This window comes from Pseudomonas sp. 65/3-MNA-CIBAN-0223 (assembly GCF_040310425.1).
GTDB lineage: Bacteria > Pseudomonadota > Gammaproteobacteria > Pseudomonadales > Pseudomonadaceae > Aquipseudomonas > Aquipseudomonas gregormendelii.
This window is the reverse complement of sequence record NZ_JBEOPV010000037.1, coordinates 1-24460: the sequence shown is the minus strand read 5'-3', so window position 1 is coordinate 24460 and position 24460 is coordinate 1. Positions and strand designations below refer to the sequence as shown.

25 protein-coding genes, 1 pseudogene and 1 riboswitch are annotated in these 24460 nt (G+C 57.6%); of the genes and pseudogenes, 16 read left to right on the top strand and 10 right to left on the bottom strand.

What is annotated here, in order from left to right; all coding sequences use genetic code 11:
- Positions 1–141 precede the first annotated feature (141 nt).
- Together AAEZ09_RS27260 and AAEZ09_RS27255 are read right to left on the bottom strand one after the other, a co-directional pair.
- Complete coding sequence (locus AAEZ09_RS27260) at positions 142–1002, bottom strand: pirin family protein (protein ID WP_350601482.1); 861 nt, start codon at positions 1000–1002, stop codon at positions 142–144.
- 61 nt (positions 1003–1063) lie between these two features.
- The gene (locus AAEZ09_RS27255) at positions 1064–1480 is read right to left on the bottom strand and encodes an OsmC family protein (protein WP_205893846.1); all 417 of its coding nucleotides are present in this window, start codon (positions 1478–1480) and stop codon (positions 1064–1066) included.
- Between the two features lie 153 nt (positions 1481–1633).
- Between AAEZ09_RS27255 and AAEZ09_RS27250 the strand changes: the two genes are divergently transcribed.
- Positions 1634–2638, top strand: coding sequence for an amidohydrolase family protein (locus tag AAEZ09_RS27250; RefSeq protein ID WP_350601481.1), 1005 nt, complete (start codon positions 1634–1636; stop codon positions 2636–2638).
- On the opposite strand, the pseudogene AAEZ09_RS27245 reads toward AAEZ09_RS27250, so the two are convergent.
- The 4 genes and pseudogenes from AAEZ09_RS27245 to purM form a co-directional block, all read right to left on the bottom strand.
- Positions 2634–2711: pseudogene (locus tag AAEZ09_RS27245) on the bottom strand (outer membrane lipoprotein carrier protein LolA); the annotation flags it as partial. The gene AAEZ09_RS27250 and the pseudogene AAEZ09_RS27245 overlap by 5 nt on opposite strands.
- A gap of 230 nt (positions 2712–2941) precedes the next feature.
- Positions 2942–3661: a DUF3108 domain-containing protein gene (locus tag AAEZ09_RS27235; protein WP_350601479.1), complete on the bottom strand. Its 720-nt coding sequence runs from the start codon at positions 3659–3661 to the stop codon at positions 2942–2944.
- Positions 3662–3669: 8 nt separating this feature from the next.
- A complete protein-coding gene (gene purN / locus AAEZ09_RS27230; RefSeq protein WP_350601478.1) occupies positions 3670–4320 on the bottom strand; it encodes a phosphoribosylglycinamide formyltransferase in 651 nt (216 codons plus the stop codon).
- Positions 4321–4331: 11 nt separating this feature from the next.
- On the bottom strand, positions 4332–5390 hold the full coding sequence (purM, locus tag AAEZ09_RS27225; protein WP_350601476.1) for a phosphoribosylformylglycinamidine cyclo-ligase: 1059 nt from the start codon (positions 5388–5390) through the stop codon (positions 4332–4334).
- Positions 5391–5772: 382 nt separating this feature from the next.
- Between purM and AAEZ09_RS27220 the strand changes: the two genes are divergently transcribed.
- The 5 genes from AAEZ09_RS27220 (at position 5773) to AAEZ09_RS27200 (ending at position 10438) form a co-directional block, all read left to right on the top strand.
- Positions 5773–6834: a DUF2066 domain-containing protein gene (locus AAEZ09_RS27220; protein WP_350601475.1), complete on the top strand. Its 1062-nt coding sequence runs from the start codon at positions 5773–5775 to the stop codon at positions 6832–6834.
- A 34-nt stretch (positions 6835–6868) separates the two neighbouring features.
- Positions 6869–7942 carry an AI-2E family transporter gene (locus AAEZ09_RS27215; protein ID WP_350601473.1) on the top strand — a complete coding sequence of 358 codons (1074 nt, stop codon included), beginning with the start codon at positions 6869–6871 and terminating at the stop codon, positions 7940–7942.
- Between the two features lie 228 nt (positions 7943–8170).
- The gene (gene hda, locus AAEZ09_RS27210) at positions 8171–8875 is read left to right on the top strand and encodes a DnaA regulatory inactivator Hda (protein ID WP_045060556.1); all 705 of its coding nucleotides are present in this window, start codon (positions 8171–8173) and stop codon (positions 8873–8875) included.
- Positions 8876–9088: 213 nt separating this feature from the next.
- Entirely contained in the window at positions 9089–9730 is a 642-nt protein-coding gene (locus AAEZ09_RS27205; RefSeq protein WP_205894183.1) for a C40 family peptidase, read from the top strand.
- 165 nt (positions 9731–9895) lie between these two features.
- Positions 9896–10438 (top strand): C40 family peptidase, encoded by a 543-nt coding sequence (locus AAEZ09_RS27200; RefSeq protein WP_205894184.1) that lies wholly within the window; start codon positions 9896–9898, stop codon positions 10436–10438.
- 40 nt (positions 10439–10478) lie between these two features.
- On the opposite strand, the gene AAEZ09_RS27195 is transcribed toward AAEZ09_RS27200, so the two are convergent.
- On the bottom strand, positions 10479–11792 hold the full coding sequence (locus AAEZ09_RS27195; protein WP_205894185.1) for a PQQ-dependent sugar dehydrogenase: 1314 nt from the start codon (positions 11790–11792) through the stop codon (positions 10479–10481).
- 129 nt (positions 11793–11921) lie between these two features.
- A riboswitch (cobalamin riboswitch) is annotated at positions 11922–12156 on the top strand.
- Positions 12157–12237: 81 nt separating this feature from the next.
- Between AAEZ09_RS27195 and cobO the strand changes: the two genes are divergently transcribed.
- From cobO to AAEZ09_RS27145, 10 genes are all read left to right on the top strand, one after another.
- A complete protein-coding gene (gene cobO, locus AAEZ09_RS27190) occupies positions 12238–12849 on the top strand; it encodes a cob(I)yrinic acid a,c-diamide adenosyltransferase (protein WP_045060560.1) in 612 nt (203 codons plus the stop codon).
- Positions 12846–14174, top strand: coding sequence for a cobyrinic acid a,c-diamide synthase CobB (locus AAEZ09_RS27185; RefSeq protein WP_350601471.1), 1329 nt, complete (start codon positions 12846–12848; stop codon positions 14172–14174). Before cobO ends, AAEZ09_RS27185 begins: the two co-directional genes overlap by 4 nt.
- Positions 14171–14821 carry a 5,6-dimethylbenzimidazole synthase gene (bluB, locus tag AAEZ09_RS27180; RefSeq protein WP_045060562.1) on the top strand — a complete coding sequence of 217 codons (651 nt, stop codon included), beginning with the start codon at positions 14171–14173 and terminating at the stop codon, positions 14819–14821. The genes AAEZ09_RS27185 and bluB overlap by 4 nt, the downstream gene beginning before the upstream one ends.
- On the top strand, positions 14818–15726 hold the full coding sequence (cbiB, locus tag AAEZ09_RS27175; RefSeq protein WP_045060563.1) for an adenosylcobinamide-phosphate synthase CbiB: 909 nt from the start codon (positions 14818–14820) through the stop codon (positions 15724–15726). Before bluB ends, cbiB begins: the two co-directional genes overlap by 4 nt.
- Complete coding sequence (cobD, locus tag AAEZ09_RS27170; RefSeq protein WP_350601469.1) at positions 15719–16711, top strand: threonine-phosphate decarboxylase CobD; 993 nt, start codon at positions 15719–15721, stop codon at positions 16709–16711. Before cbiB ends, cobD begins: the two co-directional genes overlap by 8 nt.
- Positions 16708–18159 (top strand): cobyric acid synthase, encoded by a 1452-nt coding sequence (locus AAEZ09_RS27165; RefSeq protein ID WP_350601468.1) that lies wholly within the window; start codon positions 16708–16710, stop codon positions 18157–18159. Before cobD ends, AAEZ09_RS27165 begins: the two co-directional genes overlap by 4 nt.
- A 203-nt stretch (positions 18160–18362) precedes the next feature.
- Entirely contained in the window at positions 18363–18842 is a 480-nt protein-coding gene (locus tag AAEZ09_RS27160) for a hypothetical protein (RefSeq protein ID WP_350601467.1), read from the top strand.
- A gap of 46 nt (positions 18843–18888) precedes the next feature.
- Positions 18889–19227: a hypothetical protein gene (locus AAEZ09_RS27155; RefSeq protein ID WP_350601465.1), complete on the top strand. Its 339-nt coding sequence runs from the start codon at positions 18889–18891 to the stop codon at positions 19225–19227.
- 143 nt (positions 19228–19370) lie between these two features.
- On the top strand, positions 19371–19766 hold the full coding sequence (locus AAEZ09_RS27150; protein WP_350601464.1) for a hypothetical protein: 396 nt from the start codon (positions 19371–19373) through the stop codon (positions 19764–19766).
- A 120-nt stretch (positions 19767–19886) separates the two neighbouring features.
- Positions 19887–20426 (top strand): hypothetical protein, encoded by a 540-nt coding sequence (locus AAEZ09_RS27145; RefSeq protein ID WP_350601462.1) that lies wholly within the window; start codon positions 19887–19889, stop codon positions 20424–20426.
- 850 nt (positions 20427–21276) lie between these two features.
- On the opposite strand, the gene AAEZ09_RS27140 is transcribed toward AAEZ09_RS27145, so the two are convergent.
- The 3 genes from AAEZ09_RS27140 to AAEZ09_RS27130 form a co-directional block, all read right to left on the bottom strand.
- Positions 21277–23019 carry an AIPR family protein gene (locus AAEZ09_RS27140; protein WP_350601461.1) on the bottom strand — a complete coding sequence of 581 codons (1743 nt, stop codon included), beginning with the start codon at positions 23017–23019 and terminating at the stop codon, positions 21277–21279.
- A gap of 652 nt (positions 23020–23671) precedes the next feature.
- A complete protein-coding gene (locus AAEZ09_RS27135) occupies positions 23672–23983 on the bottom strand; it encodes a hypothetical protein (RefSeq protein ID WP_350601460.1) in 312 nt (103 codons plus the stop codon).
- A 94-nt stretch (positions 23984–24077) separates the two neighbouring features.
- Positions 24078–24371 carry a hypothetical protein gene (locus AAEZ09_RS27130; RefSeq protein WP_350601458.1) on the bottom strand — a complete coding sequence of 98 codons (294 nt, stop codon included), beginning with the start codon at positions 24369–24371 and terminating at the stop codon, positions 24078–24080.
- Positions 24372–24460: the final 89 nt, after the last annotated feature.

Below are 24460 nucleotides of genomic sequence, written 5' to 3'. Positions count from 1 at the left end.
CTTGAACCGCCGTATACGGATCCGTACGTACGGTGGTGTGAGAGGACGGCGGATGTAAATCCGCCTCCTACTCGATCGAGTTTTCTGCTTTCCCTGCAAGAACCGGCTTGCTGGATGACGGAGGCATTTACAAAGCAGCTCTCAAGGCAACTCAATACGCTCACTTTCCCCCGGCACTGTCGGCCAATCCCCAGCCGCCCAGCGCCGTCGCGCTTCATCGATCGCTGCCGGGTCACTCGCGACAAAATTCCAGTTGATGCGTCGCGGACCGTCCAGTGGCGCGCCACCAAACAACACTGCATGACAGTCGCTCTCGGCGAACAGGGTCATCTGTTCCCCGGCCGGCAGCACCACCAGCGAATGCGCTTCAACCGGCTCGCCGTTGAGCTGTGCCTCGCCATCGAGTACATAGAGCGCCCGCTCTTCATGTTCGGTGGGAATCAGCAGGGTGGTGGCCGTTTGCAGGTGCAGTTCCGCGTACAACGTAGGAGAAAGCACCGGCACCGGCGATTCCAGGCAAAAGCCTGAGCCGGCAATCATGCGGATCTGTACCCCAAGGTTGTCACTCACCGGCAAGGTGGCCGCTGGATGGTGGCTGTAATGTCCCGGCCCCTGTTCATGCGCCTTCGGAGAGGCGAGCCAGACCTGCAAGCCATGCATCGTGAAGCCGCTTTCCGTCAAGGCGGCGGGCGTACGCTCCACATGGGCAATGGCGCTGCCCGCGGTCATCCAGCTGACATCACCTGCCGCGACGATCTGATCGGAGCCAATGCTGTCCTTGTGCTGCAGCTGTCCCTGAAACAGGTAGGTGAGGGTGGAAAGGCCGATATGCGGATGCTGGCGGATATTCATGCCCGTTCCTGCGGCATAACGGGTTTCGAGCATGTGGTCAAAAAAAACGAAGGGCCCGACGCTGCGGCACTTGGCCGACGGCAACGGGCGAAGAATCGGCTGGCCCGCGACATCTTCGATGCGAGGGCGGATCACGAGCGGAGAGTTCATGGTGCATTCCAGGCTGAGCGGGTGACGCCAAGAGCATAACCCGCCTGCGCAACCCCTGCCGCTATTGGCTGAATGCACCCTCGGCCAGATGGGTTTCGATGCTGACGTCGGTGGTGGTCATCAGCTTGTGGATAGGGCAGCGATCGGCCACGCGGTGCAGTTCTTCGCGCTGGGCGTCGGTGAGTACGCCCTTGAGCGTCAGCTTGACGTGCAAGGCATATTTACCTTTCTGCTCTTCACTGTTGTCGCGCTTGACCTCGACTGTTACGCCGGTCAGCGGGATGTCTTTCTTTTTGGCGTACATCTTCAGGGTCAGGGCCTTGCAGGCGCCCAGGGCTGCATCGAAATAGTCATGCGGCTCCGGCGCGGTGCCTTCACCCCCTGAACTGGTTGGCACATCGGCAAAGAGTTCATGGTCGTCGATTTGTACGCTGTGGCGAAAACCTTCGGCGGAGACGGTATTGACGGTAACTGTCATGGTGCACCTCGCAGGCAGTAGGAAAAATCGTTCAATGAAAACGGACCGTGAAGTTATAGAGCATTCTGTTGGGTGAGCGTTCCACTTTCCTGCGCGGTGAACCCTGATGCTCCCTCGAGGGTCTACGCTGTTCCTGACCGCTGGAGATAGCCCTTGCATCCGTTCCGACTCAGCCTTGCCTGCTTGCTGGCGCTATCAAGCGCGGCGGCCAATGCGCGCGAATATGCCTACAGCGATGCCCATCTGCATTACGTGGATTTTTTCCAGGAAACGGCGGGCATGCCCAAGCTGCTCAAGGCGATGGCTGACAATCGCATCGAGCATCTGATGATCTCCGGTATTCCGGTCGCGAAGAAATGGCATGAAGATGAGCCCAAGCGACCTCGTTACTACGCAGGTGATGATGCGGATGCCTACTGGTACAGCGCAACCGACGTCATAGTGGCGGCGGCAGTGAGCAAGTTGACGCCCGAACAGCGTCAACGTTTTCACCCGTTCCTGTCAGGCTTCAATCCCAACGACAAAAACTCAGCGGCGCATATCCAGCGCATGCTCGACCTCTATCCAGGCTTGTGGCAGGGCATCGGCGAGGTCTTCACCCGGCATGACGACGTCACCGCCTTGACCTCCGGTGACACCCCCCGGGCCAATAACGAGGCCATGACGCGGATTTATCACCTGGCTGCGGAAAATGATCTACCGGTGATGGTGCATTCCAACATCACCTCCAAGCGCGAGAAAAATCCGCTCTACCTCGCGGAAATCGAAGAGCCGTTGCGCAACCATCCGCACACCCGATTCATCTGGGCCCATGCCGGTACCAGTGCGGAAATTCACCGGCACCAGGTCCAGCTGGATTTCCTGCTGCCGACCCTGACTCGCATGCTGGAGGCCTATCCCAATTTATTCATCGATCTGTCCTGGAGCCTGCTGACCCCGTATCTGCTGGATGAGCAGGGCAAGCCGCGCCAGGAGTGGCTGGCACTGGTGGAGCGCTTTCCGGAGCGTTTCATGGTCGGTTCGGACGTGGTGGGCCGCTTCAACAAGCTCGGCAAGGAAATGCGCAGCTTCGATCCATTTCTGGATGCGTTGCCCGAGGACGTTGCCAAAAAGGTCGCCCGCGACAATTTCCTCGCAATCCTGCCACGCCCCTTGTAGGAGCGAGCTTGCTTGCGAAAAACCTGAGGGCGCCGCGGGGTGTCAGGTGCCCAGAGTCATCGTTAACGACCATCGCGAGCGAGCTCGCTCCTACAGTTGCATTGTACGTTTGCTCGCGAAAACGCCGCCCGTTGTAGGAGCGAGCTTGCTCGCGAAAAACCTGAAGGCGCCGCGGGGGGTCAGGTGCCCAGAGTCATTGTTAACGACCATCGCTCGCGAAAAGCCTGGGGCGCGCCGCAGGGTGCAAGAAATCGAGGCGAAAAAAAGCCCCGCGATTGCGGGGCTTTTTTTGTCAACTGCGGATCAGCTGCCTTTGACAGCCTTGCCGTTCACCGTACCGTCCAGGAGCATGATGTTGTACTCCTTGCCGTCGGTTTCAACCTGTTGCAGGCGGACCAGCAGGTAATCCCAATCCTTGGCAAACCACAGCACGGTAATGCGCTTGCTCTGAGTTGGATCGCGCACGCGCTCGACCTTGATCGCGTCGATCTGGCCAGCCTTGGTGTCGACTTTTTCCGAACCCAGCACGCGGAAGTCATAAGTATCGACTTCACCATCATCGACCACCTGATAGCTCATGCTTTTCTTGCCGGCCGCCACGTCATGCTGCAGCGCGAGCTGATACGTGGACTTGTCGACCATGCCGCGGTTCAACGGCAGCTTGACCGGGTCACCGCGATCGGTGCCGGTCACCATTTTGGTGGTCCAGTCGAAATCCAGGTCGGCTTTCTTGGCTTTACCCAGACCACCACGTTCGAAGTGGTACGACTGCGGCAGCAGGGTATCCTTGTCCAGTGTCAGGGTGCTTTCTTCGGACAGGCTGGCGATCATCATCGAAGCCTTGAAGCTGAGCTTCCAGACGCCATTGGCTTCCTTGGTCAGGCTGCGCGATGCCGTGCCGCTCATGGGCAACTGTTTCCAGTCGGCAGTGTAGCTGGCGGAGAAAGGTTGAAGTTCTGCAGCCTGTGCCAGGGGCAGGGGCAGGGCGAGCAGAGCGCAAGCGAAGAGCAGGGCGCGACGCATAATATCTCCTAGGTTCGAATCAAGTGGCCGCTGGCGGCGAGTAACTGTCCGTCCAGTAAAGCACCTTGCTCATCCAGTGATAAGCGACCTTCGGCAAACCAGCGTACGGCCATCGGGTAGATCAGGTGTTCCTGGGTGTGGACTCGCTGCGCCAGACTCTGCGGCGAATCATGCAACTCTACCGGTATTACTGCCTGTACGACCAGTGGTCCGCCATCGAGTTCCTCGGTGACGAAGTGTACGGAGCAGCCGTGTTCAGTGTCGCCGGCTTCCAGCGCGCGCTGATGAGTGTGTAACCCTTTGTATTTGGGTAGCAGCGAGGGATGGATATTGAGCAGACGACCCGCATAGTGACGCACGAAATCAGCGCTGAGAATGCGCATGAATCCGGCCAGCACCACGAGTTTGGGGTTGAAGGCGTCGATCAGTTCGATCAGCGCGGCATCGAAGGCCTCGCGGCCATCGAAAGCCTTGTGATCCAGGGAGCGGGTGTCGATACCCACGTCCCTGGCGCGTTGCAGGCCAAAGGCGTCGGCGCGGTTGGAAATCACCGCAGCGATGCGGACCGGGCTGTCGCCGGTCCGCGTGCTGTCGATCAAGGCCTGCAAGTTACTGCCGGTGCCGGAAAGCAGCACCACGACATCACAGGTGGCGGACATCCGCTCTTGCATCAGTGGGCCTTAAGGTTATTCAGTACGACCTGAGCCGCGCCTTCGGCAGCGGTGGAGATCTGACCAATGACCCAAGGCTGCTCGCCAGCTTCACGCAGGACGTTCAAGGCGCTTTCAACGTGCTCTTGAGCTACGCAGATCACCATGCCAACGCCGCAGTTCAGCACGCGGTGCATTTCGTTTTCGTCGACGTTGCCTTGCTCTTGCAGCCAGTCGAACACGGCAGGGCGAGTCCAGCTTGCAACGTCAACCACCGCCTGGGCGCCTTTTGGCAAAACGCGCGGGATGTTGTCCAGCAGGCCGCCACCCGTGATGTGGGCCATGGCTTTTACGGCGCCGGTGTCCTTGATCAGCTTGAGCAGCGCCTTGACGTATATGCGGGTCGGGGCCATCAGCAGGTCGGTCAGCGGCTTGCCGTCGAGCTGGATGTTTTCGATGTCGGCACCGGACACTTCGATGATCTTGCGGATCAGCGAGTAGCCGTTGGAGTGCGGGCCCGAAGACGGCAGGGCGAGCAAGGCATCGCCGGCAGCGACTTTCGAACCGTCGATGATTTCGGATTTTTCCACGACACCGACGCAGAAGCCGGCCAGGTCGTAGTCTTCGCCTTCGTACATGCCAGGCATTTCAGCGGTTTCGCCGCCGACCAGGGAGCAGCCCGACAGTTCGCAGCCAGCGCCAATGCCGGTGACAACCTGGGTAGCGGTCTCGACGTTCAACTTGCCGGTGGCATAGTAGTCGAGGAAGAACAGTGGCTCGGCGCCGCAGACCACCAGGTCGTTCACGCACATGGCTACCAGGTCGATGCCGATGCTGTCGTGCTTGTTCAGGTTCAGTGCCAGGCGCAACTTGGTGCCCACGCCGTCGGTGCCGGAAACCAGAACAGGCTGCTTGTAGCCGGCCGGGATTTCGCAGAGGGCGCCGAAACCGCCCAGGCCGCCCATGACTTCCGGGCGCGCAGTGCGCTTGGCGACGCTCTTGATGCGTTCGACCAATGCTTCACCGGCGTCGATGTCTACACCGGCGTCCTTGTAGCTCAGGGAGGGTTGCTTGCTCATGATCCAGGCCTTTAGGGGGGATTCAGGGGTAACGACCGAGTCCAGCGGGACCGCAGGAACAGACGAGGGCGGGTGCCGTGCGCGAATTCCAGGGTGCCCGGCTGTTGCCGGTCTGCGAAGGCGCGCGATTTTATCAGGCTTGAAGGGCAGCGGCCATCCTCACGCCGACGGCAGGGGCATATCGGCCGAAAAAAAACCGTCACAGGCCGTATTGGTCGTCTGGCTCATGGCTGTATAAGGTAGCGCCATTAACCGTCTATCGTTATGACAGTGCAAAAACTTGCCCGGGCCGGGTGAATGTTTTGCCGAAGGGTATGGTCACAGCCATGCTCGTCCGGTTCACGCGGCCTGTTCCAGCCGCTCCAATAGTCAGGAATCTTTCATGGGTTTTTTTCCGAAATGTTTGTTTGTGGGCTGTTTGTCTATCTTCAGCCTGGCCGGCCATGCCGAGACGGTTAAAAGTCTGTATCAGGTGCGTCAACCTGTGAGTGGCCAGTCGCCGGAGATTCGCGACCAGGCGACCCAGGAAGCACTGGATACGCTGGTACTGCGCCTGACCGGCGATCCCAAGGCCGCACAGAATCCCGCCTTGGCCGCCATCCGCAAGGACCCGCAGCAGATCATCAGCCAGTACGGCTTCGAAGCGGGACCGCCGCAAGTGCTGAAAGTCGATTTTGACCCTGCGACCACCGAGCAGGCGCTGCGTCGCGCCGGTTTGTCCCTGTGGGGTGCCAATCGCCCGTCGATCCTGAGCTGGTGGTTGAACGACGCCACTGAGGGTTCGAGCCTGGTCGGTGATGGCCAGGCCAGCGCGACGCCGCTGCGTCGCGCGGCCCAGCATCGAGGGCTGCCATTGCGCTTGCCGCTGGCGGACCTGAGCGAACAACTGGTGGCGACCGGACCGACCCTGGAAGGCGGTGACGCGGCGCCACTGCGCAGCGCCTCGGAGCGTTACAACGCCGATGCCCTGCTCGCCGTGCATGCCAAGGAGGAGGGCGGCCAGTGGCAGGCAACCTGGAATTTGTGGATGGGCGACAAGAAAGAAGCAGGCAGCGTCCAGGGTGCCGATCAGGCCGCTGTCGCGGATGCCGTCATGCTCGCGGTCAGTGAGCGACTGGCGCCGCGTTTTGTGGTCAAGCCAGGCGCGTCTGGCGAGCAGTTACTTGAGGTCCAGGGCATGAACTTGGAGCGCTATGCCGCCCTCGGGCGGTTGCTGGAACCCTTCGGCATGCGCCTGCAGAGCGTCAATGGCGACCGGATTCTCTACCGGGTTCGCGGCAGTGCCGAACAGTTGAAGGCGCAGCTGTCCCTGGCGAAGTTGCAGGAGTTGCCAGCCGGGGAGGCACCTGCACCGGTGCCGCCGGTTCAGCCTGCAGCCGATGGTGCGGCGCCTGCCGTAGCGCCAGCCCCGGCCCCGGTTCCGCAGTTACGTTTTCGCTGGTAGTTTTTCTTTCCTTATATAGAAGCAGGAGTGGTTCATGGCCGATACGCGGCGTTGGTTCTGGTTGGGTGGAGTCGTCCTGCTCTGCGCGCTTGTCTGGTTGTTGCATCCGATCCTGACGCCGTTCCTGGTGGCGTTGCTGTTGGCCTATCTGTTCGATCCCCTGGTGGACAGGCTGGAGAAGGCCGGGCTGTCACGCACTTGGGGTGTGATCGCGGTGTTTGCGCTGTTCACCTTGATCGTCACCACGCTGGTGCTGGTGCTGGTGCCGATGCTGGCCAAGCAAATGCTGCGTCTCTATGAGCTGACCCCGCAGATGCTCGATTGGCTGCAGCACACGGCACTGCCATGGGCTCAGTCGAAATTCGGCTTGTCGGACGGCTTCTGGAAGTTCGACAAGCTGAAGGCGGCAATCAGCGAGCACATGGGGCAGACGACTGACATCGTCGGTGTGGTGCTGAGCCAGGCAACGGCTTCCAGCCTGGCGGTGATCGGCTGGCTGGCGAACCTGGTGTTGATTCCGGTCGTGAGTTTCTACCTGCTGCGGGACTGGGACCTGATGATGGCCAAGATCCGCAGCCTGCTGCCGCGCGATAGCGAAGAGCGCGTGGTCAGCCTGGCGGGCGAATGCCACGAAGTGCTGGGCGCGTTTGTGCGCGGGCAATTGCTGGTGATGGTGGCGCTGGGCGTCATCTATGCAGCGGGCCTGATGCTCATCGGGCTTGAGCTTGGGCTGTTGATCGGCTTGATCGCTGGCCTCGCGGCCATCGTGCCATACATGGGGTTCGTGATCGGTATCGGTGCTGCGTTGATCGCCGGGCTGTTCCAGTTCGGTGGCGATTTGTACCCCATGATCGGCATCGTTGCCGTGTTCATGGTGGGGCAGGCGCTGGAGGGCATGGTGCTCACGCCATTGCTGGTGGGTGACCGCATAGGCCTGCACCCGGTCGCCGTGATATTTGCCATTCTGGCCGGGGGCGAGCTGTTCGGATTCACCGGCATCCTTCTGGCCTTGCCAGTGGCGGCGGTGATCATGGTGCTGGTGCGCCACATGCATGATTTGTATAAGGATTCGGACATCTACAATGGCGAGGATGAGCCCGAGCTGTAGCGGGCGGCATTGAGGCCTGACTGCCGCCCGGTCCCTTACCGGGCGGTGTGTTTCACGCTTGCTGCAGGCGCCCACACCGTCAGAGAATCTGTCACCAAACCGGCAAGCTAACGCAAACCCTTGATTTTGCTTGTGGTCTGTCGCATTGTGCGGTCAGCCTCACGGGTATAAACTTCGCAAACTTTACACAGAGGCCACTAACGGTTCCGTCGGAACTGTTCAGTCAGCATGAAACCGATTCAGCTGCCCCTAGGTGTGCGTCTGCGTGATGACGCTACCTTTATCAATTATTACCCAGGCGCCAATGCCGCTGCACTCGGCTATGTCGAGCGACTCTGCGAAGCCGACGCCGGCTGGACGGAAAGCCTGATTTACCTGTGGGGCAAGGACGGCGTGGGGCGCACGCACCTGCTGCAGGCCGCCTGTCTGCGCTTCGAACAGATGGGCGAGCCAGCGGTGTATCTGCCACTGGCCGAGCTGCTGGATCGCGGCATCGAAATTCTCGACAACCTCGAACAATACGAATTGGTCTGCCTCGATGATCTGCAGGCGGTGGCCGGGCGCGCGGATTGGGAAGAGGCGCTGTTCCATCTGTTCAATCGCCTGCGCGACAGTGGTCGGCGTCTGTTGATAGCCGCATCGACTTCGCCCCGGGAACTGCCGGTGAAGCTGGCGGACCTCAAGTCACGCTTGACCCTGGCCCTGATATTCCAGATGCGTCCGCTGTCCGACGAAGACAAATTGCGCGCTCTGCAATTGCGCGCTTCCCGTCGCGGCCTGCACCTGACCGATGAAGTAGGGCACTTCATCCTGACCCGCGGCACGCGCAGCATGAGTGCCCTGTTCGAATTGCTGGAGCAGCTCGATCAGGCGTCCCTGCAAGCACAGCGCAAGCTCACCATTCCGTTTCTGAAAGAAACCCTGGGCTGGTAAAACCCAGGCCCTGCTGGCTTTTTGCTGGTTGTCAGGCGCGAGAATATCCGCTTTCCTGCTGGGTGCAGGCCGCGCGAGTGTCTAAATAGGGCATTAGCGCTTAGATGAAATCGCGAAACCGAAAAGTCACATAAAGTTCGATTGAATTTGCAAATGAGGATGATAGCGGGCATAGTCTCGGCTTCTTTACAACTATCAGCCACGGTCGTGCCCATGCTAAATCGCTTCGCACCCCTCGTGCCTCTCGCACTCGTCACCCTGTTGTTCGGTTGCGCCGCTCACTCTCCCGTCTCCGAGCCAGCGCCCCAGCAACCGGTTAAATCTTCCGTTACCGCCCAATCCTCTTCCGTTCGTTATCTGGAAACTCCATTCCAGGAAGAGTCGGCTACCGATAAACAACTCGTCAGCTTCGCTGATGGCAAGTCGTACCAGCTGCCGGTTCTGGCAGACAGCATCCTTGAACGCGGCATGTCCCTGATCGGTACCCGTTACCGTTTTGGTGGTACTTCTGAAGCCGGTTTCGACTGCAGCGGTTTCATCGGCTACCTGTTCCGTGAAGAGGCCGGCATGAACCTGCCGCGCTCGACTCGAGAAATGATCAACGTGGATGCCCCGCTGGTTTCTCGCAGCAACCTCAAGCCGGGTGACCTGCTGTTCTTCGCGACCAATGGGCGTCGCGGTCGTGTCAGCCATGCCGGCATCTACCTGGGTGATGACCAGTTCATCCACTCCAGCAGCCGCCGTAGCGGTGGTGTCCGGGTCGATAGCCTGGGTGACAGCTACTGGAGCAAGACCTTCATTGAGGCCAAGCGAGCACTCGCGATGGCGCCGACCATCGTCACTGCTCGCAAGTAAACCTACAGTTTGTAAGGTGAACTTAAAGTCTTACTTGAAGTTTGCTGTATAGCGTCTAGAATCCTGATCTATTATTGATGGCTGACCGCCTGCGCACTGCGCCGGCGGTTTTCTTTTCTGCCCTTCCGGTGGAAACAGCCGCAGCCAGATCAGGGTGTTCTGTATATGAAGACGTCGGCCCGCCTTGTACTCTTGATCGCCGCAGCGCTGCTCAGCGCCTGTGCCAGCCGCACTCCGCCGCCAGCTCCGGCACCGGTGATTCGCGCCCCACTGGTTTTTGGTCCTGCCCAACCCTTTTCCCCTGAAGCCGAAGACGTGTTGTTTCGCGCCCTGGGTCTGGTGGGTACGCCTTACCGCTGGGGCGGCAATACGCCAGACGCCGGTTTTGATTGCAGTGGGCTGATCGGCTATGTGTACCGCGATGTCGCCGGTATCACGCTGCCGCGCACGACCCGCGAGATGATCGGGATGCAGGCGGCCAGTGTGGGCAAGGAAGGGTTGCAGACGGGCGACCTGATTTTCTTCGCCACCAATGGCGGTTCACAGGTCAGTCATGCCGGGATTTATGTCGGCGAAGGGCGCTTTGTGCATGCGCCTGCCACGGGTGGGACGGTCAAGCTGGACAGCCTGTCCAAGGCCTATTGGCAAAAAGCGTATCTGAGTGCCAAGCGCGTGTTGCAGCCGGAACATCTGGCACGCAATCCGTAGGAGCCGGCAAGCCGGCCCCTACAGGTTTCGGCGTGCAGCGTTACTGAGTAGCCGACACCCGCCACACCTTGTTCCCTACATCATCCGCCACCAGCAAATCCCCCTGCTGATCGATCACCACACCTACCGGCCGGCCCATGGCTTTTTCCTCGTCGTTGAGGAAACCGCTCAGCACATCGATCGGTTGCCCGGTCGGTTTGCCGGCGTTGAACGGCACGAAGATCACTTTGTAGCCGCTGTGCGGTTTGCGGTTCCACGAACCGTGCTGGCCAATGAAAACGCCTTCCTTGAACTGCGCTGGCAAGGTATTGCCTTCGGCGAAGGTCAGGCCGAGAGAGGCGGTATGGGGGCCGACCGCGTAATCAGGGGCAATGGCCTTGGCGACCAGGTCCGGATTCTGGGGCTCGACGCGCACATCCACGTGCTGGCCGTAGTAGCTGTAAGGCCAGCCGTAAAACGCCCCGTCCTTGACCGACGTGATGTAGTCCGGCACCAGGTCGCTGCCGATTTCGTCACGTTCGTTGACAGCGGTCCACAGGGCGCCGGTCTGGGGTTCCCAGGCCATGCCGTTCGGGTTGCGCAGGCCGGAGGCGAAGATGCGGTGATTGCCGGTGGCACGATCCACTTCCCAGATAGCTGCGCGGCCTTCTTCCTGGTCCATGCCGTTTTCCGCGACGTTGCTGTTCGATCCTACCGTGACGTACAGCTTGCTGCCGTCCTTGCTGGCAATGACGTTTTTGGTCCAGTGGTGATTCAGCGTACCGCCCGGCAGGTCGACCACCTTGATTGGCTGAGACTTGATCGTCGTATCGCCGCTTTCATAGTTGAAGCGCAGCAACCGATCGGTGTCCGCGACATACAAGTCGTTGCCCACCAGGGTCATGCCAAACGGCGAGTTGAGATTCTCCAGAAACACCGTGCGGGTCTCGGCGACGCCGTCATGGTCCTTGTCCCGCAGCAGCGTGATGCGGTTCGGGCTGGGCACGCCCGCACCGGCGCGGCCCATGACTTTTTTCATGACCCAGCCCTTGATGCCTTTGCCATCCTCGGGTTTTGGCGGGGCGTTGGTTTCAGCCACCAGCACATCACCGTTGGGCAGCACATACAGCCAGCGCGGGTGGTCGAGGCCTTCGGCGAAAGCGGCCACCTGGGTGCCGGCGGCAGCGGTCGGCTTGGTACCGTCCGGCCAGCCGATGGCCGGGGCGATGTTCACCGTCGGTATCAGGGTCTTGTTCGGTTCTGGCAATTTGGGTGACGGACCGGTGCCGTCAGAGACTTGCAGGCTGGAAGTTTCACCGCAAGCGGCGAGTCCTCCGGCGAGGGCGATGACGAAAACGAGCTGGGGCTTGCGCATGCTGACCTTCCCTATGAATGCATTGACCTGTTTAGTAGAGAAGCGCAAATGCGCGATGGTTCAACGGGGGTAAATCAATTCAGCACCGCAGGCCGGACTTTAATTGACGCTCCACCCCCAACCCTCTAACCTTCGCGGCTTGTTTCAGGTGCCCTGTGACGTCGTCGACAGGGTGAAACAGGGAAGCCGGTGAGTGGTCGCTTTCGAGCAAAGACTGATCATGATCCCGGCGCTGCCCCCGCAACGGTAAATGAGTGAAGACTGCGCCTTGTGCCACTGTGTCGAGCAATCGAGATGGGAAGGCGCGCAGTCAGGCTATCAGCCGCTCATGAGCCCGGAGACCGGCCTGATCCATCCAGCGGCATCACGGTGGGCGATGCCAGGCTTCTTGCCGTCTATTCTTGTGCCTGCCCGCCGTTATCCAGCCCCAACGGAGAGCTTCCCCATGACTGATACCCCCGATCGTGACGAACGTCACCTGGCGCGCATGTTGCGCAAAAAAGCCGTGATCGACGAACGCATCGCCAACTCGCCGAATGAATGCGGCTTGCTGCTGGTGCTCACCGGCAATGGCAAGGGCAAAAGCAGCTCGGCATTCGGCATGCTCGCGCGATCCATGGGCCATGGCATGCAGTGCGGTGTGGTGCAGTTCATCAAGGGCCGCAACAGCACCGGCGAAGAGTTGTTTTTCCGACGCTTCCCGGAGCAGGTGCGGTTTCATGTGATGGGCGAAGGCTTCACCTGGGAAACCCAGGATCGCCAGCGCGATATCGCCGCCGCCGAAGCGGCGTGGGCAGTGTCCCGTGAACTGCTGCGTGACCCCTCGATCGGCCTGGTGGTACTGGATGAATTGAACATCGCGCTCAAGCACGGTTATCTCGATCTCGATCAGGTGCTCAGTGACTTGCAGGCTCGTCCGCCCATGCAGCACGTGGTGGTGACCGGTCGCGGTGCCAAGCCGGAGATGATTGAACTGGCCGACACCGTGACCGAGATGGGCGTGGTCAAGCACGCGTTCCAGGCCGGGATCAAGGCGCAAAAAGGCGTCGAATTGTGAGTCAGCCTCGCTGTTGTCCGGCGGTATTGATTGCAGCGCCGGCTTCCGGCCAGGGCAAGACCACCGTGACCGCTGCGCTGGCCAGGTTGCATCGCAACCAGGGACGCAAGGTGCGTGTGTTCAAGTGCGGCCCGGACTTTCTCGACCCGATGATCCTTGAGCGCGCCAGCGGTGCGCCGGTCTATCAACTGGACATGTGGATGGTCGGCGAGCAGGACAGTCGACGCCTCTTGTGGGAGGCCGCTGGCGAGGCGGACCTGATCCTGATCGAAGGGGTCATGGGGCTGTTCGACGGCACGCCTTCCAGTGCCGACCTTGCGCGGCATTTTGGCGTGCCGGTGCTGGCGGTGATCGACGGCACCGCCATGGCGCAGACCTTTGGCGCCCTGGCTCTGGGGCTGGCGCGCTATCAGGCGGATTTGCCGTTTGCCGGGGTGCTGGCCAATCGCGTGGGCACCTTGCGCCATGCGCAGTTGCTTGAAGGAAGCCTGACCGAGGGGTTGCGCTGGTATGGCGCGTTGTCCCGGGAGACCGGGATCGAGCTGCCCAGTCGTCACCTCGGCCTGGTGCAGGCCAGCGAATTGAACGACCTCGACCTGCGTCTGGATGCCGCTGCGAACGCCTTGGCCAGCAGTTGCGAGGTAGCGTTGCCCCCGGCGGTGGAATTTGCCGCGCCTGATCTGGTTGTTGCCGAACCCTTGCTCGCGGGCGTACGTATCGCCGTGGCCCGTGATGAGGCCTTCGCGTTTACCTACGGTGCGAGCCTGGACCTGTTGCGGGCGATGGGCGCCGAGTTGCGGTTTTTCTCGCCTATTCGTGATGCCCGTTTGCCCGAGGCGGACAGCCTTTACCTGCCAGGCGGTTACCCGGAATTGCACCATGCGGCGTTGGCTGGCAACACCGCGATGCTGGCGGCGATCCGCGCGCACCATGGCGCGGGCAAACCGTTGCTGGCCGAGTGCGGCGGGATGCTTTATCTGCTCGATTCGTTGACCGACGTCGACGGCACGCGTGCCGAACTGGTGGGGTTGCTGGCCGGAGATGCGGTGATGCAAAAGCGCCTGGCTGCATTGGCCTTGCAGGTGGTGGAACTGCCTGAGGGCGCGTTACGTGGGCATACCTACCATCACTCGCTGACCAGCACCGAGCTGGCACCGATTGCCCGTGGGCTGAGCCCGAATGGCGGACGTGGGGCGGAGGCGGTTTATCGTCAGGGGCGGATGACGGCTTCTTATGTGCACTTTTATTTTCCGTCGAATCCGGTGGCGGTGGCTGCACTGTTTTTGCCTGACCGGGAGGGCGCCTTGCTCGCGAAAAGGCCATGACCGACGCCACATTCAGTCAGGCCGAACGCGACGCGGTCTACCGTGCCATCGCCGAACGCCGCGACATGCGCCACTTCAGCGGTGGCACTGTCGAGCCCGAGCTGCTGCGGCGCCTGCTCGAAGCCGCGCACCAGGCCCCCAGTGTCGGCCTGATGCAGCCTTGGCGGTTCCTGCGCATCAGCGATCGCACTGTGCGCGCTCAAATCCAGGGCCTGGTGGAAGAAGAGCGGATCCGTACCGCCGAAGCCCTGGGCGAGCGCACTGACGAATTCATGAAGCTCAAAGTCGAAGGCATCAACGACTGCGCCGAAGTGCTGGTCGCCGCGCTGATGGATGATCGCGAACGCCACATCTTCGGCCGGCGCACCTTGCCGGAAATGGACATCGCCTCGTTGTCCTGCGCCATCCAGAACCTGTGGCTGGCGTCCCGTGCCGAAGGGCTGGGCATGGGCTGGGTTTCGCTATTCGAGCCGCAAGCCCTGGCCGATCTGCTGGGCATGCCGCCGGGAGCAAAACCGATGGCGGTGTTGTGCCTGGGGCCGGTGCAGGAATTTTATCCGGCGCCGATGCTGGTCCTCGAAGGCTGGGCGCAGTCGCGGCCGCTGGGTGAATTGCTGTATGAAAATGTCTGGGGAGAGAGTCAATGAGTGTGGCGTTGTTGACCGTCGCTGCCGTGGGGCTGGATGCGCTGCTGGGCGAGCCCAGGCGCTGGCATCCGCTGGTGGCGTTCGGGCGCTTTGCCGATCGCATCGAGCAGCGCTTCAACAGTGGTGGTAGAGGCTGGCGCAGCCATGGCGTGACGGCCTGGGTACTCGCCGTAGTGCCGCTGACCTTACTGGCGACCGCGTTGTCCTGGGCGCCATTGGTGGGTTGGATCGTCGAGATCCTGGCACTTTATTGCGCACTGGGCATGCGCAGCCTTGGCGAGCACGTCGAGCCGGTGGCCAGGGCCCTGCGCAGCGATGACCTGGATGAAGCGCGCACTCGCGTCGGTTACCTGGTCAGCCGCCAGACCAGCGAGCTGGATAAAACCGAAGTCGCCCGCGCGGCCACCGAATCCGTTCTGGAGAACGGTAGCGACGCGGTATTTGCCGCCCTGTTCTGGTTTGTCGTCGCTGGCGCGCCGGGGGTGGTGCTCTACCGCTTGAGCAACACTTTGGATGCCATGTGGGGTTATCGCAACGAACGCTTCGAGCGGTTTGGCTGGGCGGCGGCGAAAATCGACGACGTCCTCAACTACATTCCTGCGCGGCTGGTGGCGTTGACTTACGCCTTGCTGGGCAAAACCCGACTGGCACTCAAATGCTGGCGGACCCAGGGGCCGACCTGGGACAGCCCCAATGCCGGTCCGGTCATGGCCGCAGGTGCCGGCGCGCTGGGCGTGGAGCTGGGCGGGGCGGCGATTTACCACGGTGAGCTGCACCAGCGCCCGCCGTTGGGTGAGGGCGTACCGGCGGACGCGGATTCCATCGACCGTGGCTGGCAATTGGTCCAGCGCGGGGTATGGTTGTGGTTGTTGATTATCTGCGTGGGGGCGGAGTTTTATGCTTGAACACGGCGGGCGCTTACGTAAGGCGGCAATCGACTACGGTATCGCCGAAGCCGACTGGCTCGACCTGTCCACTGGCCTGGCGCCTTGGCCGTTTCCCATCCCGCAGATCCCGCTGAGAGCGTGGGCGCGGCTGCCGGAAAGCGATGACGGCCTGGAGCAGGCTGCCTGCGATTATTACGGTGCTGCCCAGGTGCTGCCAGTGGCCGGTTCGCAAATGGCAATCCAGCTGCTGCCGCGTTTGCGCCGGGCCGGCAAGGTCGGCGTGCTGTCACCCTGTTACGCCGAGCACGCCGAAGCCTGGCGCCGCAGCGGCTACATCGTGCGCGAAGTGCTGGAGCAGGAAGTGGATTTTTTTATCGACAACCTGGACGTGCTGGTGGTGGTTAATCCGAACAACCCCACGGGCCTTGGCCTGTCCCCCAAGCGCCTGCTCGACTGGCATTCGCGACTGGCCCAGCGCGGCGGCTGGCTGGTGGTGGACGAGGCCTTCATGGACAACACGCCGCAATTGAGCGTGGCTGCTTATACCCATCAGGTCGGCTTGATCGTCTTGCGATCGTTCGGCAAATTCTTTGGCCTGGCGGGCGTGCGGCTGGGGTTTGTACTGGCCGAGCGCAAATTCCTTAAATTGCTCGCCGAGCAAGTCGGGCCCTGGGCGGTCAGTGGGCCGACCCGCATCCTCGGCCAGGCCTGTCTGCTGGATACCCAAGGGCACATCGGGCAACGTTTGCGCACCCAGGCCGCCAGCAAACGCCTGGCGCTGCTGCTCGAGCAATACGGCTTCGTACCACAGGGCGGCTGCGCGCTGTTCCAGTGGCTGATCACCGAGCGCGCCGAAGCACTGTATGAGTTCATGGCGCGGCGCGGCATCCTGTTGCGCCTGTTCACCCACAACAGCAGCCTGCGTTTTGGCCTGCCCGCCGAAGAAGCAGACTGGGCACGCCTGGTGTCAGCCCTTGAAGCCTTCGTCGAGGAAGCACAATGACTACGTTGATGGTGCAGGGCACGACGTCCGACGCCGGCAAGAGCACGCTGGTGACCGCGCTGTGTCGTTGGGTGGTGCGCCAGGGCGTGAGTGTGGTGCCGTTCAAGCCGCAGAACATGGCGCTGAACAGTGCGGTCACGGCCGACGGGGGCGAGATCGGTCGTGCGCAGGCGGTGCAGGCCCAGGCCGCGAATCTCGAGCCGCACACCGACATGAATCCGGTGCTGCTCAAGCCCAACAGCGACACGGGCGCCCAGGTGATCATCCATGGGCGGGCGGTGACGAGCATGAACGCGGTCGCCTATCACGACTACAAGGCCATCGCGATGCAGGCGGTGCTCGCTTCGCATCAACGCTTGAGCGCAGCCTATCCGGTGGTGATGGTGGAAGGCGCCGGTTCGCCTGCGGAAATCAATCTGCGCGCCGGCGACATCGCCAACATGGGCTTCGCCGAGGCTGTCGATTGTCCGGTGGTGTTGATTGCAGACATCAACCGCGGCGGGGTTTTTGCGCACCTGGTGGGCACCCTGGAGTTGCTGTCCGCCAGTGAGCAGGCGCGCGTCAAAGGCTTCATCATTAACCGTTTTCGCGGTGACATCGCCTTGTTGCAACCTGGCCTGGACTGGCTGGAAGCGCGCACTGGCAAACCGGTGATCGGTGTACTGCCGTACGTGATGGACCTGCACCTGGAAGCCGAGGATGGCATCGATCAACGCCAGACCGACAAGGCGGACCAGGTGCTCAAGGTGGTGGTGCCGGTCTTGCCGCGCATCAGCAACCACACAGATTTCGATCCGCTGCGCCTGCACCCGCAGGTGGACTTGCAGTTCATCGGCCCCGGCCAGGCCATTCCCCCCGCCGACCTGATCATCCTGCCCGGCTCGAAAAGCGTGCGCAGTGATCTTGCCTACCTGCGCGCCAATGGCTGGGACACGGCGATTGCCCGTCACCTGCGTTATGGCGGCAAGCTGCTGGGAATCTGCGGCGGCCTGCAGATGCTCGGTGCGCAGGTGCATGATCCGCTGGGTCTGGAAGGAACGCTCGGTTCCAGCGCAGGGCTGGGCCTGCTGGCCTTTGAAACCCGGCTGGAACAGGAGAAGCAACTGCGCAATGTGCGTGGTCGCCTGGCACTGGAAGATGCGCCGGTCAGCGGCTACGAAATCCATGCGGGCGTGACTACCGGCCCTGCGCTGGAGAATTCGGCAGTGCTGCTGGACGATGGCCGCTGTGATGGAGCACAGAGCGCCGACGGGCAGATTTTCGGCACATACCTGCATGGTTTGTTCGAGTCGCCGGCGGCCTGCAGTGCACTGCTGCGCTGGGCCGGTTTGCAGGATGTGCAGGAGGTGGACTATCACGGCCTGCGAGAGCGGGATATCGAGCGGTTGGCGGATCTGGTGGAGCAGCACCTGGATACCGGGCTGTTGCGTAAACTGTGTGGTATCTGAGGGCGCCTTTGCTGGGCTCTTCGCACGTTCATAGGTGGCACCATGCTCCAACTAATTTTCGGCGGTGCACGCTCGGAAAAAAGTCGCCTAGCTGTTGCTCTATCGCTTTGATATCGCCAATACTTACATCGGCGGTTTGGGGGGAGTACGCAGTCAGTTTATGTGAAAGATATAATTAAAAACTACAAAAAAAAGGGGCTGTTATGTTGGAAATGCGAAAAAAAGCGAATGAAAAATTTGGTTTTCTGGTCTCGGTCTTGGTGTTCTTATTTATTGCCTCTGGATGCTCTTCTATTCCACTTGCCTCCAAGGAAGTTGAGCAAAGAGCCAAACAGTTCGATCCGGAAGATGGCAAGGCAATTTTATATATCGTCCAAGACGGTGGTTATGCGTCTGGAATGGCATTGTTTCAAGTTAGCGTAGATGGTCAACCGCAAGGTAGTCTTTCTGGGCGGACTTTCCATCGGGTAGTTGTAAATCCTGGGGTGCACACTATCTTTGCTACTAGCCCAGAAAATGAAGATGGGGTAAAGGTTGATGCCCCAGTTGGCGGGCTTGTATTTGTTAGTGTTCCGTCCATTGCTGGTTGGAAATTTATGCGGGTCGGAGGCATGCGGCAGCTTAGTGAGTTAGAGGGTAAGGCGTCAGTTTTGGACGCTAATCTTGCTCGCGGTTTTAGATAGAGTGTTATCCTTTTATCAATGGATTTATTTATTTCGGAAGTAGGTCATGAAGCTTCGGTTAAGGTTGTTTCTAACGTTGTTAGTGGTTTTGTCAGTGCAAGGGTGTAGTAAGCCAGAGACTGTGTTCGATAAGCAGGTTGGTGTGTGTGTCAATGATGTGAAACTTGGTCTTGGTGATCCTAACTCATTAGATATGGTTTCGAGTCAGGGGATTGACTTGGCCAATGGTTGGTATCGAGTAAAGTTGGATTATACAGCTAAAAATGCTTTTGGGGGTAGGGTAAGAGGGGAGACAATGTGTGGGTTTAGGGGGAAAGATTCAATTGAATTGAATTCGGAAGACGTGGTTAATTTGGAGCGAAAAATGGCTCAAGTTTTTAAATAATTGAGTGTCGGTTGGTAAATTTTTATTTGTGTCGATTTGTGAGTGGATAGCGTTTCGCGTTTATTCATAGCTTAGCAGATCAAGCCGTAAATGCCTTAGGAACAAATCCTAGGGCATTTTTTTGTCCAGAAAAAGGAGAATTTATGCAGATATTTAGTGAGTCAAAAGTAATTGAGAAAGTGGTGGACGCATGTCCTGATCTCGAACTACGGAAATTGCTGGCTGCTCATGTTGAACGGCTCAAAGAGTTCGATGACTATAGTCTAGATCAGTTGGTGCGTTTCGTAGTGTTTGAAGAGTGCGATACGGTCGCGGACTTGGATGCTGCCTTAGGCTTCCCTATAATGGCTAATCGTTTTGATGGCTGCCGGTATGGAGAGCCTGGTTTCAACCCTTCATGGGAGTCCGTCGAGGAGCATATTAACTGGTTTGAGTTGGTTTATGTGCTCAGCGACGATGGATTCGGTGTCGTGGTGTTCGTACCAAAACATGCTGATCCTGAATTGCTCCATATGCTTCAGCAATACTCCCTCCGGTAATCCGTACTACCTGTTACGGCTATTCGGCCATCTTATTTGAAAGGCCCAAAAGCCCTTCAATTCCTCGGTGCACCAATATCCACATCCCTGTTTCTCATTTATAACTTGAGAGGTATTACTATGTCCGTAAAAACTGAAACCGAAGTGCAATCCCCATTCGTAATAGACGCAGCATCTGAAGTCGTACCAGAGCCCGTACCCGAATCCACCCCTAAAGCCGCTAGCCTCGATGAACAAATCCGTGTTCTGAAAAGAGGTAGTTGTCCTTCCCTGACAGGCCGATCCGCCTTGGGTTATCAACTGGGCAGCAAAGGAGAGTCGGAATTGTACCTGAAGCTTCTCAGCAACACCGGCAGCGGCTTTTTCAGCAAGGAATGGATTCCGTGTTCTATGATCGAGCAATTGATCACCGGTGCGACTGAGCTCACTTCAACATCCTTCAAGACGCTCTTTCCTAATAAGTCGGTGAATACTGGCGGCTTTGTCATGGCGGTCATCAAGGCGTTGGGGTTGATTCAGACCAATGTAGATAACAGTCGTTGGCATGAACACACCAAGGAGATAACGTTCGAGCAGGTAGCAATAGAGGCAATGGTGCAGGAGGAAGAAGCACAGCGGGAGGGGGGCACCAAGGGCAAACGTAAGCCCAAGGAGGCTTGAGATATGTGGGCTATCACATCTGCTTTGATCTCTGCTGCCGTTTTGGGCATGTGGTTTCCAGCGACTCGTTGGCTGGGGATCTCCAGTACGGCAGTGTTGAGCTTCCTATATCCATGGCTGGGCATCCCGCTGCTGTTGGTTGTGGGGTGGGCCTTCTACTTCTTCCGTATACGCTGATAGGCTTCCCGATCCACCCAGCTTGGGCAGTTCTGCCCGGTTTCTAAATCACCCCCGCACTTATCCCCGCAATACTTGGTTTCCCATGCTCCAGGCCTGAACTCCCTGTCTTTTATGCTGATCCGCCTTCGTGTGAAGGGATAACTCTGTCTGGCATTTGGGGATTTTCCTCTTTTGGAGTAGTGCCGTCGGCCTGCTCCCTTATTTTTTGGAAAGAAACAATGATCATCAACATTTTCATTTTCATCATTGCTCAACGTGAACTGATCACAGAAACAGAAAAAATTAATGTTTCCGACTATTAGTAACTGAAGGCTATGTGCGAGGGAGTTGTGAGAGGTTGAAATCGGCCGATTGTGTTGGCAAATTCGGTCGTTACAAACTGCCCGCGTACGGGCTGTTCAAAACGGATTTTTTGCGCGCAGCTATGCGAAATCTGCGCCCGCAATGCTCTGTTCAAAGTAAAGATTTCAATCTCAAGAGCATAATTTTCTGTCGTGGGAGCCATTGCCGACTTTTTCAACAGAATCGGCCAAAAGCAGTCGCTCGGGATATCTAGGACATCAGGGGCGATTCAGGAGCCTTTCAATACCCTAAAAAGAGCGCATGGCGCCCTTTTTATATTAATTAGTGATTAGGGCTAGAGGTTTTCTTAAAATTGCCCGTTTAAAATCTAAGCTTTAGCTCCGCGGTTAGATTTTTTAGCCGGAGTTGAATCAGGTATTGCCGCAAGCATTTCCTCAAGAACAACCTGCCTTTTGAGCCTGTCGTCTGAAATCTCTCCCAGCGTCTCCAATATTTCCACTGCTTGTTTAAATGGCGCTAATGCGTGCTCACCGGGTTTGGTCAGTTTATCAATGATCTTCTGGCAATAAGCCTCCATTTTTTTTGACTTGAGCGCAGGTTTATCTTTGCCGGCAATAATCGCGCATACTAAAACAAGAATATGCCACTTGAATCTTCTCATGTTCTGAGGGACGTTGCTGCTGGCAACATACAAGTGCAGTCGATACAATGTTAAACACGACGCATAAAAAATAACCTCCTTATTTTCCTCATCGAACATAACACCGGAAAGGCTCTCATACATTTTTTTAGGGTAGCGATAGGCCAAGTCAGGACGATGGCAGAACATCGAAGCCACACACTTGGCAACAGTATTAATATTGAAGGTGCGAATGGCAGGTACCTCTTTCCCGAAGTACTGCTTTTCTCTGCGCTCAAAGTAGAGGCGTCCGTCCTGCCCTTCAAACGAATTAAATAGCTGTTCGACACGTTTTATTATAGGGCGAAGTGTTAGAAATTGAGTTTCATCAACCTTAGATTGACTATTTGTCGCCCTAACCAACTCCGAAAATACATCCTCACTGGAAGTTTCAATTACCTTTAGTGTAACCATCACCCTGTCATCATATTGACCTCTATTTTCATAAAGAATATTAGAGGTCTGGCAGCCATTTACAATTTGAAAATTCTCCAGATGCAAAACGTTGCCTTGCAAGCGAATGTCTGGGCTGACAATAGTTATGCCGTTGTTTAGCACGGGGAAGCGGGTGGATGTAACACTGCTATTAAGTGTTTCAGCAATCGACTGGTTAACTATGTTGTCACCGCCTAAATATGCCCGCACGTTTTCTTCAAAAACCTGAGTTCGAAGACTGCCGTCTTCTGCAACTAATAAATTGGCTACGACGTCTACAGCTCGCGCAACCACCAAATAGGCTTCTTCAATGCCAGCAATCGTAGGAAGTGGAGCGGAACCAAAAAGAGGAAGTTGTGCTGTAATGCCAGAATAAGTTGATACCCAAAGCTCAGTCAACTCATTACGGCCAAAGCACTTTATATCCGCTTCAGAAAAATACCCTAAGTCACTAATTTGATTTTCAAAAGCAGTAATTGCACTAACAAACTCTTTTGGTGCAAGGTAGTTTCCAGTGGTTATAAATCTTGCAGTTAGGCGGGGTTTGCCATTACGAATTTTTGGGACGTTTCTGATACACTCATCAAATACATTCCTTGCGTTTATCTGAATTGTATCAGTCGCTAGGTAAGGATCTTCGTTTAGAAAGCGTAAGATAGACTCCTTGAATTTTAAAAAATCCCCAAGATCGAACCCGTCAGACGTTTTAGCCTGAATAAAAACCACTTCCATATCGTGATTTTTACGATCAGTCTTAAATGCTGAGCGTGCATCTTCATCAGATATTATAATTTCTTCATCAAGTATAATTGCTACACCATCTACTCCGTCATCTCCAACGCCGGTGGTCACATCGTCTAGATCAAAGCCAGATGCACATCGCGAGTACAACACTGCATAATTGCAAAAATATTCAAATTGTTGATCTTGCGGATAAGACTCAAATCCAAAACTTTTGACAAAGTTTTTCAAGTGAGAGTTTACGATGCGATGCATGGGGCTTCCTTGGCTGGTTAATTACTCTCAGTACGGTCATTTATCCCGCATGCCGTAGCTCCTGCCCGAAGCTACTATTTTGCCATCTACTTGTCCACCGGCCGCTTTTGGCCGTTCTCTGCCTCTCACTTTCCACTGACTTAGGAAATGGAAATCTGGGAAGCTGTCCTACCATGAGCTGTAACAGCTGTCTGAATGCCACTTTAAACATAGCGACGATTGATAGGCCGCCACCCTAGTCATTGCTTTGGTCTTCCAGAGTGGTCCCCTTGGTGCCCGCTGTGGCGGCTCATCCCCGACGCCTTGCCTCGACCTCCCGCTGCCCCCTCGTTTGCTCCCTGGCCCCACTGCAGCACACCCTGACGCAGCCTGTTAACGCCGACATCGAATTGACCCTCATGCTGGCTCAGGTGTGACCCTCCTCCAATAGGAAAAGCTCAGCACAGGATATGGTTCGCAAGGAATTAGCTTGGGTCAGTGACATCTCGGTAACTAGGTCAATTCGACGTCGGCGCCAATACCTTGGCTAATGCCCTAGCCCCGTTGGGAGATTTTTCAGGGCTAAACCGGGCCAACCTGGTGCTGTCCTTTCCTTTGTCAAACCGACCGAGCGGCCCGAGCCACTGGGTAACGCAACTGGTCTGTTTGAAACTTACGACCGCACTGGGTAGATGTGGTAGCGATTGGCCCCAGTTCTTTCAATTATGACCCGGCTACCAGCAGACAGGGTATGAGACTGGAAAAACTCTCCCACCCAAGAGCGCTTTCTAAAAATTTTCTTGTCACCTGCAATGTCAGTGAAAACCGGCTCCGCAATGCCGCAGTGGATCTCTAGTTGAACGCCAAGCTCACTTTCATTGGGACCACCAATGGATTCGGTCGGAAATAAATCTATGACGCTGGAGAGGTAAAGGTGGTTATTATTAAGGTTGCCTTGCGTAAGTTCAATTATCCGAAATAGCATGACTCTCTCCTTGGCTCGAACGATTAAGCTAACAGGCCAGTAAAAGCGTTGCTTTTGCGAGTCCAGTGAGCGAAGCGAACGATGGGCGGCATTGTTAGGCTGGGAAGTAAAAGAACTCAATTGCTTCAGTAATTGATTTAACCTGCTGTAGGTTTGCACTGGAAACGGCTTGATGCAACAGCCCAGACAAAATAGCGCTGCGAGTAGCTTCCGGTATTACACAAGGGCTTAATACAGCCCTGGATTGTGGGTAATCGCCCCAATGAACTCCTAATGCCTTGCTTCCACCATTCTGTTGGTTCTTGTGATCGTACCAGCCAATAATAAGCACCAAACCATCATCGATATGTATTTCTTTGTGATTCTTCCAGTATGAAATCATGTTCATGCAGCGTTCCTTCGTTAGGGAAGGTCTGAAGTACCCACCGATTTTTCATGCCCTCGTTACTTGAGGTTCAAAAAAACATGCGTCGGTCG